An 18,358-nucleotide genomic window follows, 5' to 3' on the forward strand; every position below is an offset into this window, starting at 1 on the left:
ATCGCAGGCTTTAGACTGCAGCGATGAAGCACAGCGGCCTGCTCGCCAAGGCGGTGCAGCGGTTCGGGGCGCCGAGCGCGGAGGGCAACGCCCAGCGCATCCTCGACGCCGCGCTGAAGCAGTTCGAGCTGTTCGGCATCCGACGCTCGACGGTGGAGGACATCACCCGCCGGTCGGGGCTGGCCCGCGTCACGCTGTACCGGACCTTCGCCAACAAGGACGCCATCGTCGAGGCGGTTCTGTTGCGGGAACTCGAGCGCTTCCTCTCCGAGCTGGCCGCCGAGGCCGGCGGCTACCCGACCGCCGAAGACAAGCTGGTCGAAGGATTCGTGTTCACCCTGACGACGATGCGCGACCATGCCCTTCTGCAGCGGTTGCTCGCCACCGAGCCCGAAACCGTACTGCCGTTCCTGACCGTCGAGGGCGACAGCGTCGTCCAGACGGCGTCGTCGTTCCTCGCGCATCAACTCGCGGTCGCGCTGCCCGATGACAAGCGCACGCAGATCGAACTGCTCGAGGTCGCCGAGGTCACCGTGCGGGTGATCGTGTCGTTCGTGCTGACGCCGTCGCAGAATGTCGCGCTCGGTGACGACGACGCCGCGCGCTCATTCGCACGGCGCTACCTGGTTCCGCCGCTGCTGGGCTTGACGGGCTAGGTCTTCGGCAATCGGCAGCCAGTGCTGCCGGTCACCAGTGCCGCCTTTTGCGAGCCCAGACGGAGCACTGTCCCAGTGTCGCTGGAGAACTGGACGTCATGATTACCAGGCGCGTCTTTGAAGACCGTGACCGTCCCCGCATTCAGCGTCTTGGCGGCCTGCAGCGCAATGTCGTACGCCTGTTTCCAATTCGGCTCTGGGATAGGCACATCCGAGAGGTAGCTGGGCATCAATATCTCGTTGCCGCCCGATTGCTCATACGGCGGGCTGCAGCCACCGCGGCTTTCTTCGCGACGCCAGGTGAACGCGACCGTCGGTGCTATGGCTGAGATCTGTTGCCCGACTTGCTCGATCACAGCCGTCAGCGCAGTCTTGGTGTCTTCCAACGACGGCAGCGACGTCAGCGATTGGGCCGCCTGGCTGGCGCGGGTCGGATCGGTCGGTTGGTAAGGGTTACTCACGTGACATCCTGTTGCTCCTAGGGCGATTGCCATGGCGCAGATAAGTACACCCAGTCGGCGTAGTTGACGACGTCGCGGCGACATGGACGAAGACCTCATTTCTGCGGTATCGGTTCAGTGCCGGCAATGACGGCGGCGATGTTGTACCCCGTGGTGTACAGCTGATTGTTCGGGGCGTCCCAGCGGGGGTAATCGCTGTGGCCGCTGGCTGCGCTGAGGGACCGTCCGTCGGGCACGACGGTCGCCCCGGTTTCCATATGCGTGAAATTCGGATTCGTCGCCGGGTTGGGCCCGAAGTTTCCAGTACCAGACAGATCCGCTTGCAGGAGTAGGTTTTCGGCCATCCTGTCGTACGGGGCGGGCAGGAACGGCGCGGCGTAATGGAGGATCGGCGGCACGTCGTAGACCTTCTGGATCGGGTCGTCGGGTGTTTCCATCGTGAAGACGTGCCCGGGCTGCAGCCCCAGCTCTTGCGGAGTCGTGGCCTCGATACCGGGGGAACCGTAGAAGATCGCGTTGTCCACGCCGTGATTGCCGGGCTCTTGCAGTGCCAGCCCGGTGGTCAGCGAGCCGTAGGAGTGCCCGATGGCGGTCAGGTCGAGCGGGCCGTGGTGGGCGGCCGTGATGCCGTCGTAGAAGCGGGACAGGTCCAGTGCGCCGGCTTTGGCGACGTCGTCGTGGCTCACCTCGTACGCGCCCGACAGCGAGGCACCGATCTCGTCGGTACCGGGCACCTGCGGTGGGTCATAGCCGATCCAGGCGATCGCACTGACCGTTTCACCGTTTCGCCCGGCGAGATCGAGTTGGTTGAGCGCTTCCTGGCGCACATGCATGGCCTCGTCGGTCATGCCACCGATGGCGCCGCGGACGGTGGTGTTGAGTCCGGGCGTGGTGACCGAGACATGCGTCGCGTCATCCGGATTGCCGACCGCGATGGCGGCTCTCACCTGGCGGCCGCTCTCGGTGTCCAGGAGCATCAGCTTGCGGTCCGGACTGACCCTGACCGCATCATCGACCGCCTTCAGATCGGGCAGGTACTTGGCCCGGTTCAGCGCACCGTCGTATTGCCGTTGCCACGCTTCGTATTTCAGGCGGTTGTCGAAGATCGCCCCCGGTTTGTTGGGTGGCGGAATGTTCTGCCCGTTGGCCCAGTCCGGATGCTGACCTTTCAGCGCATCCGCTTCGGACTGGGCCGCTTGGGCATTCGTCAGCTGATCGGCGAGGTTGAGTTTGTTGTAGTAGTCGGCGCCGGGAGACAGCTCATCACCGGCGGGCATGCCCGGATGGTTGCCGATGTTGTGATCTTGCCCGTAGAGGTAGTCCTTCTGCTGTTTGGACAGGTCTTCCCAATACTTTGCGAACTGTGTCGGATCGTCGGGCGGCGGCTTATCGGGTATCTCCGGGTGCGGTCCCGTCGGCGGCAGCGGCGTCTTACCGCCGGCCATGTTGATGGCGTTGGCCAGCGCCACGTCGACCACGTTCGCATCGGCCACGATCTTGTCCAGTCGCGGCTGCAGCTGCATCTCTTTGAGTTCGGCTTCCATCGGGTTGCGCACCGAGGGGCCGGGCACCACGGTGCCCGACACCGGGTCGATCTCCATGCCCAGCGCTTCAGCGTCGGCCTTGAGGGTCGCCAGTTCGGACTTGATGCGCTCGATCTCGTCGGCCGCGTGACGGGCTGCATTGGCTACGGCCTGCGCCTCGTTACCGTGCGCGTCGAGGTCCTTGCGGGTTTGGCCGATCGCCTCCTTGGCGGCTTCGGCAGACTCCCCGCCCCAGGTCTGAAACGCCGGCAACGTCGCCAAGCCGTTCGCGGCATCCTTGGCGGCCTGGGCACGGCTGGTCGCGGCGTGGAACACCTCACGCACGTCTCCGGCGTTCCAGCGCTCGATGTCTTGCACGGTGAGGGTCATGGCGGCGTGACTCGAAGCGACATCTCGTCCCCCTTCAGACCTGCTGGATCATGGATACCAGCAAAGGGCGCAGGGACGCCAGTGAGACAAGCCGTGCGTTGGCACGAAACTTCAGCCCGGGAACTGGGCCAGCCAGTCCGAATCGCCGTCGACCGGCTGGTCGTTGATCACCACCAGCGGGACACCTGGTTCGGGAAACTGGTGCAGGACAACCAGATTGTTGGCCGCGATGAGATGCGGGTCGAAGCCGATCGGTAGGCCGATCCGGATGAGGTCTTGGGCCAGCTGAGGCGCACCCACCCGATTGGCGACGTCGGCAAGCTGGTCGTTGCTTGGATCGGTGGACCCACCCTCTTTGGGTTGAAAGTCCTTCGCATAGATCGCCTCGATGAAGCGCCACGTGACGTCACTCGATCTTGATTGGTCGGCCACTACGTAGGCCGCGTAGATCGCGCGGCTGTCGTAGGTGCCACTGGCGGAGTACTTGTCGAGAAAATCGACGAACTTCAGGTTGACGCGCAGGGCCCCGTTCTCCAGGCGCCTACCGATCTCGCCACCCTGAGCCCGCACGAACTTTCCGCTGTACGGGCAGAGTGGATCCACGTAGAGATCGATGTGGCCCAGGGCGTCGGGGTCGCCGATCGAGAGCGCGTCGCCAGCCGGCATCGCCTGCGCCGCCTGTGCGACCCCGGTCGGCCCGACCATGACCAGCGCCACCAGCAGGCCCACGACAGCCCCGATGGCCCGAAGTGATCGGTTCGTCGATCGTGCGCTCATGACGCCATCATGCGCCATCGACGCGGATGCCCGCACCGGGTAAGGGCCCCCTAAATATCGCACGCCATGCGATAGAACATCGCTGCGCCGAATGTCAGGTTTGAACTGACTGACAGACCCGGCAAGGACAGGGACATCTCATGGACTCCCCGTACGACGCACTCCCCCAGCTACCCACCTTCACCCTGAAATCGCGGTCCATCACCGATGGCGAGATGCTCGCCAATCCACAGGTCGGCGGAATCATGGGCGCCGGCGGTCAGGACATCTCCCCGCATCTGAGCTGGTCCGGATTTCCCTCGGATACGCACGGGTTCACGGTCAGCGTCTTCGATCCCGACGCGCCGACGGCGTCGGGCTTCTGGCATTGGGCAGTCGCCAAGATTCCGCCTGACATCACCGAACTCGCCGCCGGTGCCGGTGACGGCGCCCCGGGTCGTCTGCCATCCGGTGCTGTCACGCTGAAGAACGATGCGGGCTACCGGCGCTATGTGGGCGCCGCGCCGCCCGCCGGCCATGGCCTGCATCGCTATTACGTCGCCGTACACGCCGTCGGCCCCGAACCGCTCGACATCTCACCCGATTCGACGCCTGCATACCTGGGATTCACGCTCTTCCGGTCCGCCATCGCGCGCGCGGTCATCCACGGTCTGTACGAGCAGCGCTAACCGTCACCACCAGATATCCGTCCGCTATTCGATTGGAGCACAACATGAAGATGCGAGCCGCGCGTATGCACGGGTACGACCAACCCCTGGAGATCGAAGAGGTTTCCGTGCCCGATGTCGGGCGCAACCAGGTCTTGATCAAGGTTGCCGCCACCGGGATGTGCCGAAGTGACTACCAACTGTTGGACGGTTACTTCCGCGAAGGCCTTCCCATCGATTTCCCCTTCATCCCCGGACACGAGGTCGCAGGCACGATCGCCGACATCGGGGCCGACGTCCCCGAATCCGCGGGACTGTCCGAGAACGACCTGGTGATCGTCGATCCGAACTGGGGCGACGGCATCTGCCGCCAGTGCAACGAAGGCAATCAACAGCTCTGCAGCGACGGACAACTCGTCGGATTCGGCCCCAACGGGGGTTTCGCCGAATACATGCTGGCGCCCTACGACCACGTCATCAGCATGGCCGGTCAACCCGAGCAGCAGCCGCAGTACCTGGCACCGCTCACCGACGCCGGTGCCACGCCCTACCGCGGCATGAAGAAGCTGCGGGATGCAGGCAAGCTGGCAGCGGGCCGCACGGTCGTCGTCAACGGAATCGGCGGTCTCGGTGGGTATGCCGTCCAATATGCCCGGCTCCTCAGCGGCGGGGCCACGGTGTTGGGATTCGCACGCAGTGACGAAAAACTCTCCTTAGCAAGCGAATACGGTGCTCACCACACGATCAACGTGCGTGACAAGTCCGTCGAGGATGTCCAGAACGCGCTGGAGGACAAGACCGGCCGGCGGACGGTGGACGCGGTTCTCGACTGCGCCGGTTCGGCCGACTCGCTGGGTTTGGCCGCCGCCATCCTGGGACCCGAAGGCGCGCTGTCACAGGTCGGTCTGATGGGTGACACTGTCGAACTTCCGATATTCCCGTTCGTCAGCGGCGAGAAGTCGTACTTCGGATCCTTCTGGGCCAACCACAATGACCTGCAAGAGGTTCTGGCACTCGCCAGCGACGGGCAGATCAAGCACCACATCACCACCGTGAAACTCGACGACATCAACGACACGTTGCAAGCGTTGGGCCGTGGAGACATCGTCGGCCGCGCGGTCGTGGTCTTCGACTGAGTTCATTCTCGACAACAGGAAGGCACACCGATGACCGTCCCCTACGTCCTCGTGGTCGCGACCAACGCCGCCGTGATCGGTCCCCACAAACGACCGACAGGATTCTTCTTTCCCGAGATCGCCCACCCCTTCGACGTACTCGACCACGCCGGCGTGGCGGTCGAGTTCGCGTCGCTGGCCGGTGGCAAGCCGCCCGAAGATGGATTCGATTCCAACGACCCGGTGCAGACTGGTTTCCGCGATTCAAAGGGCTACCAACGACTCTCGCGCAGTCGCCGCCTGGCCGAGGTCGATGTGCTGGATTACGACGCCGTCTTCATCCCGGGTGGATTGGGACCCATGGTCGACATCACGGGTAACCCCCACATCCAGGCAATGGTGAAGAGGGCATGGGACGCCGGCATGATCGTCAGCGCCGTCTGCCATGGCCCGTCCGCCTTCCTGGGGGTGACTCTCGATGACGGCACACCACTGGTCCGGGGGCGCAAACTCACCTCGTTCTCGGCGGCCGAAGAAGATGGGTACGCCGCCGACGACGTGCCGTTCGACCTGGAGAAGGCCCTGCGCGACGAAGGCGCACTCTATGAATCCACCGATCCGTGGGAGCCCAAACTCGTGGTGGACGGACGCCTGATCACGGGACAGAACCCTCAGTCCGGAACCCTTGTCGGTGAAGCTCTGGTCGACGCCTTACGCAGTGGACACTGATTTCGATGGCCAAACCTGTTGTTACCGTCGCACATTGGCAGTTCTCGGCCGAGTCGCGTGCGACGGTGCTTGCTCTCGTCGGCGACCTGGCAGCCCGTTCGTTGGCCGAGCCGGGCTGTATTGGCTACGACGTACTCCAAAGCGTAGATGGTCCACACGATCTCGTACTGGTGGAGCGCTACGCCGACCGAGCCGCACTTGAGGCTCATACGAGTTCTCCGCACTATCAGGATCTGGTCGCCGGGCGGATACGTCCTCTGCTGACCGATCGGCAGGTGCACATCCTTGAGCCCGTTGACCACCGCAGCCGGCCACTCACGAAAGGAGTTTGACAATGGCCATCGCGACCACCAGCCCCGTTAGCGGCGAGGTTCTCAAGGCGTTCGACGAACTCTCGCCCGAGGAACTCGAGGACAAACTTGCCCGAGCGGCCGCAGCGGCGTCTTCCTATCGGCACACCACAATCGCGCAACGCGCCGACTGGTTGAACTCGGCGGCCGATGTGCTCGAACGCGATGCCGGCACGGTCAGTGAACTGATCACCACCGAAATCGGCAAGACACTGCGGTCGGCCGCAGATGAAGTCGGCAAATGTGTTGCCGCGCTGCGGTTCTATGCCGAACACGGAGCGGTGTTCCTAAGTGATGTCAGCCGCGCCGGCAGTGCCGTTGGCGCTCGACTGACGTACGTCACCTATCAACCGCTCGGGGTGATTCTGGCGGTGATGCCGTGGAATTTTCCTCTGTGGCAGGCGATGCGATTCGCCGCGCCAGCCCTGACCGCCGGCAACGTCGGTCTGCTCAAGCACGCCTCCAACGTGCCGCAGACCGCGCTGTACATGGAGCAACTCTTCCGCGAGGCCGGCTTCCCCGAGGATGTGTTCCAGACCCTGCTCATTTCCTCCGGAACAGTCGAGCGGGTGCTCCGCGACGACCGAGTGAAGGCGGCCACCTTGACTGGCAGCGAACCCGCGGGACGGTCGGTGGCCGCGATCGCCGGCGACGAAATCAAAAGATTGGTCCTCGAACTCGGCGGGTCGGACCCGTTCATCGTGATGCCGTCGGCCGACATCGAGCGAGCCGCCGACGTCGCCGTCCGGGCACGCACGCTGAACAACGGCCAGTCCTGCGTGAATGCCAAACGCTTCTTCATCCACACTGACATCTACGACGCGTTCCTCGCAGCCTTCGTGACGAAGATGAAAGCGTTGGTGGTCGGCGATCCGATCGAGCCAGGAACCGATATCGGCCCGCTGGCGACCGAGGCGGGCCGAGAGGACGTCGAGGCGTACGTGAACGACGCGGTCGACAAAGGAGCCACCGTGCTTACCGGCGGGCAGAGAATCGAACGGCCCGGGTGGTTCTACCCGCCGACTGTGATTACCGACGTGACCCGCGAGATGCGAATGTTCGGGGAGGAAGTGTTCGGTCCGGTCGCCCAGGTGTTTCCGGTGTCTTCACTCGCCGAGGCAGTAGATCTGGCCAACGAGCACCCGTACGGACTCGGCTCAAATCTCTGGAGCGAGGACGAAGCTGAGCGTGAAACATTCATCCGTGACATCCAATCAGGCATGGCCTTCATCAACGGCCATACAGCCAGCTATCCCGAGATTCCTTTCGGCGGCATCAAACGCAGCGGCTACGGCCGCGAACTGGCCGACGTGGGAATGAAAGAATTCATGAACGCCAAGACGGTTTGGGTCGGCGAATCAGCATCCCCGGAGACGTCGAGCCGATAGCCCGCAATCCAGGTCAGCGAAGCTGCGCCGTCTCCGCGTCGTCTCCGCCCGCCGTCGCCCGAAAAATCCGCCGCAGTTTGTCACGCGAACGAATCCTCAACTTGGCGAAGATGTTTCGCAGATGAGTGTTGACGGTATGCGGCGACAGAGACAGGTACTCTGCGACCTCACGGTTGGTCGCCCCTTCCGCGACCAGCTCGACGACTCGCCATTCCATCCGGGTCAGGCTTTCCCATCCGGTGCTTTCCCGCACGCGAACGATCCGACGATGCACACCCAAATCAGCCAACGCACGCGCGACACGACGAGCGTCCGCCGTGCTCTGCGCATGGCTGAACGTGTCGAAGGCGTCGGACAGGTGAGCTGCGGCGCGTTGAGCATCGCCGTTCTTGGCGAGCGCCACGCCGAGGTCCTCGACTGCGGCCGCGAGGAGCAATGGGCGCTCGCATCCGGCGTAGGCGTCCACTGCAGCACCGAGACTGGCGGCGTCGTCATCGAGCAGCGCTCGGGCGTGCATCGACACGGCGGCAAAGAGCGGTATGTCCCTGTCAGTCTCCAAATTCCGGATCGCCGACGCCACGAGTTCGTGCAATCGACCCCCGTTTGCACCCGCGGCGACCCGAGCCGCGAGCACGGTGTGATCGAGATCCAGGGCGAGCAGCGGGGTTCCCAGCAGCTCACCTCCCCGCTCGAAGGCATCCGCGGCGCGCACGGCGTCGCCCTGCTGCCACGCCATGAAAGCCTGCGCACCGCAGGCGGCCCGGCGCCGGGCAGGGCCGCGGTCCATCAGATAGTCGGCGGCAAGGCCGGCGATCCTGGCCAAGTTCCGGTCTTCGGTACGGGCGGCCAACTCGGACAACACGAAAACGTGGATAAGGCCGGACACGCCGTTGTTCATGAATCGGACACCGTCGGGCAGCGACTCCACCGCGCTGCGCGCCTCATCCAGCTTGCCTTGGATCACCGCGCACATCGCCGTCAAATGCACGAAATTCTGTGCGATGACGGTGTCTTCACCTCGACGTGCCGCATCGACACCACGGTTGATTGCTTCTGTCGCGTCCTCCAACCGCCCAAGCGTCAGAGCGACGTTTGCGTGATGGAAGTTCGCGAGATGAGTGACGGCAGTGCCGACGTCGCCGGCCCGGATCCGGCTACGCACGTCCGCGAGGGTCGCGAGGCTTTGCGATCCGAAGCCGTTGGCACACTCCACATTGGCCATCGCCAGGCACGCCAGCACCTTGACACTGGCGTCGGTGGACGACGCGTTGTGTGCGTCGATGGCCGCAGAGCGGGCACGATCAGTCTGACCGTCCATCATGACGTTGTAGGCCAGCCAGCCCAGATGCTGTGCACGCGTCTCGGGTGTGATGCCGGTGAGAGCGAGCGACTGCACGTTTTCTTCGGCTCGCTGTCCTGCGACGCGATCGGACAGCTTGGACATGCTCAGGCGGATCAATGCTTCCCACTCGTCGGGCAGCTCTGCGGCCAGGGAGTCGTCAAATAATCGCCTTGCCTCGCCGTAACGCTGAGCCCGGTTCAGAAGCCAGATTGATTGTGCGACAACGCTATTTCGCGCGTGATCATCCGAGCGCATGAGCCTCATCGCATGACAACCCATGTCCGCGGCCCGTGACGGATCGGTCCTGGACAACGATTCCACCGCCGTCAGCAGTATGGCGACCGCTTTGTCATCACCGATGTCGGCACTGCGCGCCAACTGCGGGGCGACCTCCTCGGCCGTTGCGCCGACACTGAGCAGAACGTCGACCGACTCGCGCTCGAGCGCCCGGCGCACCGCAGCGGGAACCGCATCGCGAGCGGCATGACGCACCAGGTCGTGTTTGAAGCGCAACCGGTCGCCTGCCTCGCTGAGAAGATCGGCGCGTACCGCTTCCCCGACGAAGTCGATGAGGCTGGACGGATGGCGCTTGACCATCCGGCCCAGCAAGCCCGCCGAAAAATGATCCGGTAGTACCGCCGCGACGTGAACAAGCTGACGGGTAGCCGGCGAGAGCCGATCGAGTCGCTGCACCATGGTGTCGGTGAGGCGCCTAGGCACCCGCTCCCCCTCCGTGGACGCTCTGCCGCGGTTGACCCGGACGCGGCCTTCTTCCTCGAGGCCCTGTGTGAGCTCCAATAACAGGAAGGGGTTGCCGTGCGCCATGGACGTCAGTCGCAACAGATTGTCGTCGAGGTCGGCACTCAGCACGTCGCGCACGATGTCCGCGGCGGCGTCCGCGTCGAGCGCATCCAGACGAATCCGCCACGCGTCGGACCCCCATCCCGTCACCATCGCCTCGGTGGCGTCTTGCACCATCGGAGCTTTCTCGCCGGACCGCGAAGTCATGACCCACGCGATCGGCGAGGACGCCAGATCGCTCATGAGGGCTCGAAAAGCCATCAGCGTGCCGGCGTCTGCCCAGTGGAGGTCGTCGACAAGCACCAGAAGTGGCGTCTGCGCCGCGGCGGAAGCGATGGCCGAGTGCATTTCGCTGACGAGCCAGTAATGGTTGTCGGGACCAGCGCTGAGCCGCCGCATCGCCTCGACGTCACCGATCGGAGGTTCAGCGCCGAGGAACGTGGCAAAGAGCAGCGCGAACGGTGCGGCCTGCTGATCCTCGAACGCCTTGCCGAGGAGGGGGCGAACGTCGGCGGATAACGCCTTTGCGGCCGCCTCAGACAGGAAGCGTGATTTCCCGATCCCGGGCGGTCCTTCCACCAGCAGGAAGGAACCGATCCCATTCCTCAAACGGGCGATGACATCGTCGACCACCGCGAGTTCGTCGGACCGACCTCGCAGGGGGAACTCAATGCGGGCAAGGGCACGCCGCGCCGCCTCGTCGCGTTTGACGGCTGCCATGCGCACACCTCTGCGTTCGCGCTCAGCTATCCCACCGATGAGATGCGCCTGAACGTTTCCTGACGATCATCTGGGAGTGGGCTCGCCCATACAGCAACTTAAATGAGAGGACCCCATGCCTAGTGAATAACTGACTGAATTCGACCGCAACTTCACCGACGTGGCACCTGCCAACGCCGCGCCGTGAGCGTCCGGGTCGGCTAATTCCCGGCAAGGTTCCAGGAGCGTCCTTGATCAGCCCGCGCTGCCCCGCACCTCGAGATTGATACCAAGTTCGGCGAGCAGTCCCCGCACGCGGCCTTCGATGTCGTCTCGAATCGGTCGAACAGCATCGACGGACTGGCCCGCCGGGTCGGCGAGTTCCCAGTTCTCGTAACGCTTACCGGGGATGTAGGGACACTCGTCGCCGCACCCCATGGTGACGACGACGTGGACGGCGTCGACGTCGTCCATGGTCCAGCGGCGCGGTTGTTCTCCCTCGATATCGATGCCCTTTTCGGCCATCGCGGCGACGGCGGCTGGGTTGACTTCACTGGCGGGTTCGGAGCCGCCCGAGTAGACGGTGGCGCGGTCACCGGCGAGATGTTTGAAAAATCCCATGGCCATCTGCGACCGGCCGGCGTTGTGGGTGCACAGAAACAGAACTGCGGGTTTCGTGTCAGTCATCGCGCGAGAGCTCCTGCGTTGTGCGGGTGTGGATGTCGGGGAATCGCTTGCGGAGAAAAAGTGACACGTAGACCAGGGCAACGAGAACGGGGACTTCGATGAGCGGGCCGACAACTCCGGCCAGAGCTTGTCCGGAGGTTGCGCCGTAGGTCGCGATGGCGACGGCGATGGCGAGTTCGAAGTTGTTACCCGCGGCGGTGAAGGCGAGAGTCGTGGTGCGTTGGTAGCCGAGGCCGAGAGCCGCGCCCAGCACGTATCCGCCGCCCCACATGATGGCAAAGTACGCCAGCAGCGGAACGGCAATGCGAATGACATCGGTTGGGCGGCTGGTGATTTGGTGCCCCTGGAGCGCGAACAGTATGACGATCGTGAACAGTAGACCGTAGAGCGCCCACGGACCGATCTTGGGCAGGAAGCTCGACTCGTACCACTGCCGGCCTTTGGCTCGTTCGCCGATCCGTCGCGAAAAATAGCCCGCGACAAGCGGAATGCCCAGGAAGATCAGCACCGATTTGGCGATCTGCCACGGGGACGTGCTGATGGTGGTCTGTGCCAGACCCAGCCAACCAGGCAGGACGGACAGATAGAACCAGCCCAGCACGGCGAACATGACGACCTGGAAGATCGAGTTCAGTGCGACCAGCACGGCAGCTGCTTCGCGGTCACCGCAGGCGAGGTCGTTCCAGATGATGACCATGGCGATGCAACGCGCGAGGCCGACGATGATCAAGCCGGTTCGGTATTCGGGCAAGTCGGGCAGGAGAAGCCACGCGAGCGCGAACATCAGCGCCGGACCCAGGACCCAGTTGAGCACCAACGAACTCAGGAGCAACTTGCGATCTCCGGTGACGGTGTCCAGTCGGTCGTAACGGACTTTGGCCAGCACCGGGTACATCATGATCAGCAGTCCCAGAGCGATGGGCAGCGAGATCCCGTCGACTTGGACACGGTCGAGTGCCGTGCTGAGGCCCGGCACCCATCGCCCCAGGAGTAGACCGGCGGCCATGGCGACGCCGATCCAGACCGGAAGGAACCGGTCCAGGGTGGACAGCTTGCCCACCACCGCGACGTGTTCGTCGCCGGGCGCGGTCGTCTCTGACATCAACAGCAGGAGTTCGCGGGCGCGGCGTCGGCGGCGGCCGTCCCTCCACAGCACACACCGTTGTCGTTGTCGCGGTCGCCGTCGAGGTGCTGCGGGCTGGTGCCGAAGGTCTCGGAGTCCGACAGCACCGTGTAGACCTCCCACTTCTCACCGGCAGGCCCGGTCACCCACACCTTGTCCTGCGTGGCGAAGCAGCAGGTGGTGTTCATTTCCTCTTCGGTGAACAGTCCCTCACCCGCGAGTCGCGCGATCTCAGCGTGCACGGTGTCGCTGGACTCAACTTCCACACCGAGGTGGTTGATCGTGCCGCCCTTGCCGGGATTTTCCAGCAAGACGAGCTTCAAGGGCGGCTCGACGACTGCGAAGTTGGCGTAGCCCGGTTTCACCTTCGCGGGGGTGGTGTTGAACAGTTTCGAGTAGAACGTGATCGCTTCATCAAGGTCGTCGACGTTGAGGGCGAGCTGCATGCGGGACATGGGAACCTCCGTACCTGTGCGACTTATGTCGAACTTTCGGCGTACGCCAGAATGCCACCTTTTTGATAAATGTCAATCTAGTGGCAGACTGGGACCGTGCCCAAGACGCTGCCCACCATCGACATGTCGAATCCGGTCTGCTGCGCTCCGGTCGCCTCCGGCCCGATGAGCGATGACGACGCTCTCGAAGTGGCGCTCCGCCTCAAGGCGCTGGCCGATCCGATGCGGGTGCGGATCATGTCGATGCTGTTCAGTTCATCGGCAGGCGAAGAGAACAGCGGCGACCTCTCAGCAGCCCTCGGCTTGGGCGAATCGACGGTCAGCCATCACTTGGCGCAGTTGCGCCGAGCCGGCTTCGTCGTGTCAGATCGCCGCGGAATGAACGTTTTTCACCGCCCCGCCCCCGATGCGCTTGGAGCACTGTGCGCGGTGCTCGACCCGAAGTGCTGTCGCTGAGCGGGAAGTGTGGAGCTTTCCCGCTCAGTACCGCTGCCTCCCATGCTTTTTGGGGCACTACTCAATTCCAGCGGTTACCGGCAAGCCCGCAAGTCGCCATTCGAGCATGCCGTCGTTGAGACGAATTGCGCGTCTGCCGTTCTGATTCAGGAGCCGCACCGCGTCGTAGGCGAAGACGCAGTACTCGCCTCGGCAGTACACGACGATGTCGCTGTCATCGGGGAGGTCGGTGATTCGTTCGGCGAGCTCATCGACTGGGATCGATATCGCGCCGGGGATATGGCCGGCGAGATACTCCTCGACCGGACGGACGTCGAGCAACACCACATCACCGTCAGCGGTGATGTGGTCGCGGCCGATCGTCGGCTGCTCGTTTGAGGGCCCGAGGTAGGCCTCGCGAGCCGGACGGACGGTTGGCTGATGGCTCTCGGCGACTCGGCGTAACAGCGCGAACAGCTGGGCCACATCGGCACCGGCGAGCCGATAGAACACCTTCGTGCCGTCGCGCCGGGTGTCGACGAAGCCAGCCTGCTTGAGGGTCTGCAAATGCGCCGAAGCGGTGGTGAGATTCAGGCCGGCAGTCTTGGCCAACGCATCGACGCTGCGCTCGCCCTGGCCGAGCAGGTCGAGCAACTCCAGCCTGCTGGCGTGCGCGAGCGCCTTACCACTGGCGGCGAACGCCTCGTAAAGTCGCGTCTTCGCAGGTGAACGCTCCATAGTTGACCTTTCTCCATATTTCCATGGAATATGGTACACAATGTACGGACTGGGCGAGTCGACGAAACGGAGACACCCGTGAGCTTCACCGATGACCACGTGATTCCGATCGTGGACGAAGGGCTGGGCAACAGCGCCTACCTGGTCGATCTGGGCGACGGACGGGCATTGGCGGTGGACGCCAGCCGGGATCTGCGGGCTCTGCGCGCGGCGGCCCAGTGTCGCGGATTGTCGGTCGCGTTTGCGGCAGACACGCACCTGCACGCTGATTTCCTTTCTGGCGCAGTGCAACTGCATCGTGACGCTGGTGCAACGATCCTGGCCTCCGCTGCGGGCAACCGGCTGTTCGATCACGTCGGGCTGCGCGACAACGATGAAACAGATCTCGGCGGGTTGCGGCTACGGACGTTGTCGACACCGGGCCACACCGACGAGCATGTGTCGTTCCTGCTCCTCGACGGCGATCGACAGGTCGGCGTCTTCACCGGTGGATCCTTGATCGTCGGTTCGGCGGCACGCACCGACCTGCTCGGGCCGGAGCGCGCCGCCGAACTCGCGCGAGCGCAGTTTCATTCGCTGCACCGGCTCGCGACACTGCCTGACGACGTCGCGGTCTGGCCGACCCACGGTGCAGGGTCGTTCTGCTCGGCGCCGCCCGGCGCCGACCGAATCAGCACCATCGGAGCCGAGAAGGCCACCAATCCGTTGATGAGCGCCCCAGATGAAGACACATTCGCGCACCAACTCCTGGCGAGCCTCGGCACCTACCCTGACTACTTCCGCCGTCTCGGTGAGATCAATCGCCGCGGCCCCGGGGTCCTGACCGGTGAGCCCTTCTTGCCCGCGCTGACGCCCAAGGACATCGACGATGTCCTTGTCAATGGCGGCTGTGTCGTCGACGTCCGGGCGGCTGCGGCGTTCGCGAAGGGTCACGTGCCTGGCGCTTTGTCCATCCCGCTGCGTGGACAGTTCGCGACGTGGCTGGGCTGGCTGGTCCCAGCCTCCACTCCCCTGGTATTCGTCCTCGATGAGGACCAATCCGTGGGCGAAATTGTCTGGCAGGCAATGAAAATCGGCCACGAACAGTTGGTGGGGCAGCTTGCGGGTGGAATGGCCGCCTGGCGGGCAGAGGATCGGCCAGAGGAGCATCTGACGTTTGCCCGCGCCGAGACGTTGCCAGAATCGACGTACCTGGACGTGCGCCAGGATGCGGAGTTCGCAGCGGGACATGTCGACGGCGCGCTGCACATCGAACTCGGCGCGCTGGGCGATCACAGTTCTGCGGTACCTGACGGTGCGGTCATCGCGTGCGGACATGGCGAACGAGCCATGACGGCGGCCAGTGTCTTACAGCGGCACGGCGTGCAGGATCTTGCAGTGCTCGACGGCGGACCATCTGACTATGCAGAGACGCATGGCCGCGCCATCAAGACCGGCTGCTGACGGTGCCGGCTGAGTCGACGCGCTACCCGGCAGTCCGGCTGGGTCTGCGGGAAAATCTCTGGCAATTCATCTTTTTGGTCATCGTCAACGTCTGCGTTGGTGGGCTGGTGGGCCTGGAGCGCACCACCGTGCCGCTCATCGGCGCGCAGGTGTTCGGGTTGGCCGACGACCTGGCCGTGTTCTCATTCATCATCGCCTTCGGTGTGACGAAGGCCTTGACGAATCTGGCCGCCGGGGCGCTCACCGCCCGATTCCGGCGCAAGCAACTGCTGTTGGCAGGCTGGGTGGTCGGGATTCCTGTGCCGTTTCTTCTGGCGTGGGCCCCGACATGGGGGTGGATTGTGGCAGCGAACGTTCTCCTGGGTTTGAATCAGGGGCTGGCATGGTCGATGACGGTCAACATGAAGATCGATCTGGTCGGTCCGGCCCGGCGCGGTTTGGCCACTGGGCTCAACGAGGCGGCGGGATACGTCGCGGTCGGCGCCACGGCGCTGCTCACCGGGTATCTGGCCACCGTGTACGGACTGCGTCCTGCGCCCGAGCTGATCGGCGTGGTTTTTGTCGTTGCCGGACTTGGTTTGTCGTTGGTGGTGCGCGATACCGCCCAACACGTCGCCTTGGAATTGGCGCAGCACCCGAAACCACAGGCAGCTACTGACCATCGGTTGGCGGCGACCTTCGTGCGGACCACGTGGACCAACCGAAGTCTCCGTGGTGCCAGCCAGGCAGGCTTGGTCAACAATCTCAACGACGGCCTCACCTGGGGCGTGTTTCCGCTGTTGTTCACCGATCACGGACTCGGGTTGGCCGCCGTCGGCCTTATCAAGGGTCTCTACCCGCTGCTGTGGGGCCTTATCCAGATCCCCACCGGCCATTTGGCTGATCGCATCGGCCGCAAGCCGCTCATTGTCAGTGGAATGTTGGTGCAGGCAGCCGGATTCGTGATCGCGCTCGTTCTGCTGCACTGGCCTTTGCTGGCCGGAATTCTTTCGGCGATTGCCCTCGGTATCGGCACCGCCATGGTGTACCCCGCACTGATCGCAGTCGTCTCCGATCACGCCCACCCCAGCTGGCGCCCCAATGCCCTTGGTACCTACCGGTTCTGGCGCGATGCCGGCTATGCGATCGGCGCCCTGGTCGCCGGTGTCATCGCCGATGCTATGGGGTTGAACGCCGCGGTCGCCGCCGCCGCGGTTCTCACCGCGGCATCCGGACTGTTGGCCGCATACTGGATCAGCGACTACCGGCCCCAAGGTGCCCCATGACTCGGACTGTCGACGACCCCACTATCGTTGCCGTTCAACGGCGGTCGTTGTGGGTTCTCGTTGTCGCGCAGGTTTTCTCCGGTGCGGGTCTGGCCGCAGGTGTCACTGTCGGGGCGCTGTTGGCCCAAGACATGTTGGGTTCGACCGGCCTGGCCGGTCTGCCAAGCGCGTTGTTCACCATAGGATCTGCCGCGGCCTCCGTCGGCGTCGGGAATGTGTCTCAGCGCATCGGTCGGCGTCCCGGTTTGGCGGCCGGCTATGCGACGGGCGCCGTCGGAAGTGTCGGCGTCGTCGTAGCGGCGGTGTTCGACAACGTGGCGCTGCTGTTCGCCGCTCTTCTGATCTACGGCGCCGGTACCGCCACCAATCTGCAGGCCCGGTACGCCGGGGCTGATCTCGCCCATCCTGACCATCGGGCCAGAGCCATCAGTACGGTGTTGGTGGCCACCACCGTGGGTGCCGTCGTTGGGCCGAATCTCGTTGGCACGCTGGGCAACATGGCCAACACCGTCGGCATACCCCGCTTGGCCGGCCCTTTCCTCCTCGCAGCCCTGGCGTACGGCTGCGCCGCCGTGGTGATCGTGATGTTCTTGCGCCCCGATCCCCTGATACTTGCGGCGGAGATCAGCGTCGACGAGTACGGCGAGAGCGGCGATCTCGACCGGCCGGCCCACCTCGGGAGACGGGCGGTGTTGGCGGGCACCACCGTTATGGTGCTCACCCAGTTCGTGATGGTGGCGATCATGACCATGACGCCGGTGCACATGCAGGCCCATCACCACAGTCTCGACGCCGCAGGACTTGTCATTTCGGTTCACATCGCGTCGATGTACCTGCCCTCACCGCTGTCGGGGATACTCGTCGACCGGATGGGGCCGGCCAAGGTCGGCATGCTTGCCGCGGTCGTCCTGGCTGCGGCGGGCCTCACTGCCAGCCTTGTGCCAGCCGAATCGATCGTCGGGCTCGCGGTAGCCCTCGGCCTACTCGGCTTCGGCTGGAGCCTCGGGCTGGTCTCGGGGACCACGACGATCACCGACAACGCCCCGGTCGACCGGCGCGCGAAAGTTCAAGGCGCAGCTGATCTCTTCATCGCGATCGCTGGTGCTGCAGGCGGACTCGGCTCGGGACTCGTGATGGCTCAGGCTAGTTACGGCGTCCTGGCGCTCACCGGGGCTGGTCTCGCGGTGGTCATCGTCCCGGCACTCGTAGCGGCCAGGGAACGCCGCACCGAATAGCCCGTGAGTCTCGCCCGGCCTTAGCGCATACCGGCCAGCACCCCGATGGCGGCGAGTGCATCGAGTGTAGCGGCCGAGTCCGGCGGGACGCCTCGTCGC

At 64.4% G+C, this 18,358-nt stretch carries 16 protein-coding genes and 1 pseudogene; 10 read left to right on the forward strand and 7 right to left on the reverse strand.

Annotated features, from left to right (window positions below):
• Positions 1-23: 23 nt before the first annotated feature.
• Positions 24-656 carry a TetR/AcrR family transcriptional regulator gene (locus EV580_RS07565; protein ID WP_133690428.1) on the forward strand — a complete coding sequence of 211 codons (633 nt, stop codon included), beginning with the start codon at positions 24-26 and terminating at the stop codon, positions 654-656.
• Here the strand turns inward: EV580_RS07565 and EV580_RS07570 are convergent.
• From EV580_RS07570 to EV580_RS07580, 3 genes are all read right to left on the reverse strand, one after another.
• Positions 653-1,150, reverse strand: coding sequence for an LppA family lipoprotein (locus EV580_RS07570; RefSeq protein WP_166654607.1), 498 nt, complete (start codon positions 1,148-1,150; stop codon positions 653-655). The genes EV580_RS07565 and EV580_RS07570 overlap by 4 nt on opposite strands.
• Before the next feature lie 62 nt (positions 1,151-1,212).
• Complete coding sequence (locus tag EV580_RS07575) at positions 1,213-3,030, reverse strand: alpha/beta hydrolase (protein ID WP_133690430.1); 1,818 nt, start codon at positions 3,028-3,030, stop codon at positions 1,213-1,215.
• Between the two features lie 111 nt (positions 3,031-3,141).
• Positions 3,142-3,807 (reverse strand): DsbA family protein, encoded by a 666-nt coding sequence (locus EV580_RS07580; protein ID WP_133690431.1) that lies wholly within the window; start codon positions 3,805-3,807, stop codon positions 3,142-3,144.
• A gap of 140 nt (positions 3,808-3,947) precedes the next feature.
• Here EV580_RS07580 and EV580_RS07585 point away from each other — a divergent pair, with 140 nt between their 5' ends.
• Genes EV580_RS07585 through EV580_RS07605 form a run of 5 tightly spaced genes read left to right on the forward strand, consistent with a single transcriptional unit; the run spans position 3,948 to position 8,036 of the window.
• Positions 3,948-4,475, forward strand: coding sequence for a YbhB/YbcL family Raf kinase inhibitor-like protein (locus EV580_RS07585; RefSeq protein WP_133690432.1), 528 nt, complete (start codon positions 3,948-3,950; stop codon positions 4,473-4,475).
• A 44-nt stretch (positions 4,476-4,519) separates the two neighbouring features.
• Positions 4,520-5,590 carry an NAD(P)-dependent alcohol dehydrogenase gene (locus EV580_RS07590; protein ID WP_133690433.1) on the forward strand — a complete coding sequence of 357 codons (1,071 nt, stop codon included), beginning with the start codon at positions 4,520-4,522 and terminating at the stop codon, positions 5,588-5,590.
• Positions 5,591-5,620: 30 nt separating this feature from the next.
• A complete protein-coding gene (locus EV580_RS07595) occupies positions 5,621-6,298 on the forward strand; it encodes a type 1 glutamine amidotransferase domain-containing protein (protein ID WP_133690434.1) in 678 nt (225 codons plus the stop codon).
• 5 nt (positions 6,299-6,303) lie between these two features.
• On the forward strand, positions 6,304-6,630 hold the full coding sequence (locus EV580_RS07600; protein WP_208114574.1) for a putative quinol monooxygenase: 327 nt from the start codon (positions 6,304-6,306) through the stop codon (positions 6,628-6,630).
• A gap of 2 nt (positions 6,631-6,632) precedes the next feature.
• On the forward strand, positions 6,633-8,036 hold the full coding sequence (locus EV580_RS07605) for an NADP-dependent succinic semialdehyde dehydrogenase (RefSeq protein WP_133690436.1): 1,404 nt from the start codon (positions 6,633-6,635) through the stop codon (positions 8,034-8,036).
• Positions 8,037-8,049: 13 nt separating this feature from the next.
• Here EV580_RS07605 and EV580_RS07610 read toward each other — a convergent pair whose 3' ends face one another.
• The 3 genes and pseudogenes from EV580_RS07610 to EV580_RS07625 form a co-directional block, all read right to left on the reverse strand.
• Complete coding sequence (locus tag EV580_RS07610; RefSeq protein ID WP_133690437.1) at positions 8,050-10,899, reverse strand: ATP-binding protein; 2,850 nt, start codon at positions 10,897-10,899, stop codon at positions 8,050-8,052.
• A gap of 234 nt (positions 10,900-11,133) precedes the next feature.
• Positions 11,134-12,667 (reverse strand): annotated as a pseudogene (arsB, locus tag EV580_RS07620) (ACR3 family arsenite efflux transporter).
• Entirely contained in the window at positions 12,667-13,143 is a 477-nt protein-coding gene (locus EV580_RS07625; RefSeq protein WP_133690440.1) for an ArsI/CadI family heavy metal resistance metalloenzyme, read from the reverse strand. Before EV580_RS07625 ends, arsB begins: the two are co-directional and overlap by 1 nt.
• Before the next feature lie 96 nt (positions 13,144-13,239).
• Between EV580_RS07625 and EV580_RS07630 the strand changes: the two genes are divergently transcribed.
• Positions 13,240-13,599, forward strand: a complete 360-nt coding sequence (locus tag EV580_RS07630; protein ID WP_133690441.1) for an Rv2640c family ArsR-like transcriptional regulator — start codon at positions 13,240-13,242, stop codon at positions 13,597-13,599.
• A gap of 57 nt (positions 13,600-13,656) precedes the next feature.
• On the opposite strand, the gene EV580_RS07635 is transcribed toward EV580_RS07630, so the two are convergent.
• Positions 13,657-14,316, reverse strand: coding sequence for an ArsR/SmtB family transcription factor (locus EV580_RS07635; RefSeq protein ID WP_133690442.1), 660 nt, complete (start codon positions 14,314-14,316; stop codon positions 13,657-13,659).
• A gap of 78 nt (positions 14,317-14,394) precedes the next feature.
• Here EV580_RS07635 and EV580_RS07640 point away from each other — a divergent pair, with 78 nt between their 5' ends.
• Genes EV580_RS07640 through EV580_RS07650 form a run of 3 tightly spaced genes read left to right on the forward strand, consistent with a single transcriptional unit; the run spans position 14,395 to position 18,259 of the window.
• Entirely contained in the window at positions 14,395-15,759 is a 1,365-nt protein-coding gene (locus EV580_RS07640) for an MBL fold metallo-hydrolase (RefSeq protein ID WP_286171491.1), read from the forward strand.
• Positions 15,760-15,761: 2 nt separating this feature from the next.
• A complete protein-coding gene (locus EV580_RS07645; RefSeq protein ID WP_133690444.1) occupies positions 15,762-17,024 on the forward strand; it encodes an MFS transporter in 1,263 nt (420 codons plus the stop codon).
• Entirely contained in the window at positions 17,021-18,259 is a 1,239-nt protein-coding gene (locus tag EV580_RS07650) for an MFS transporter (protein ID WP_133690445.1), read from the forward strand. Before EV580_RS07645 ends, EV580_RS07650 begins: the two co-directional genes overlap by 4 nt.
• The last annotated feature ends 99 nt before the right edge of the window (positions 18,260-18,358 follow it).

Origin of the sequence: Mycobacterium sp. BK086, assembly GCA_004362315.1 — a bacterium.
In the GTDB taxonomy this organism is placed as follows: domain Bacteria; phylum Actinomycetota; class Actinomycetes; order Mycobacteriales; family Mycobacteriaceae; genus Mycobacterium.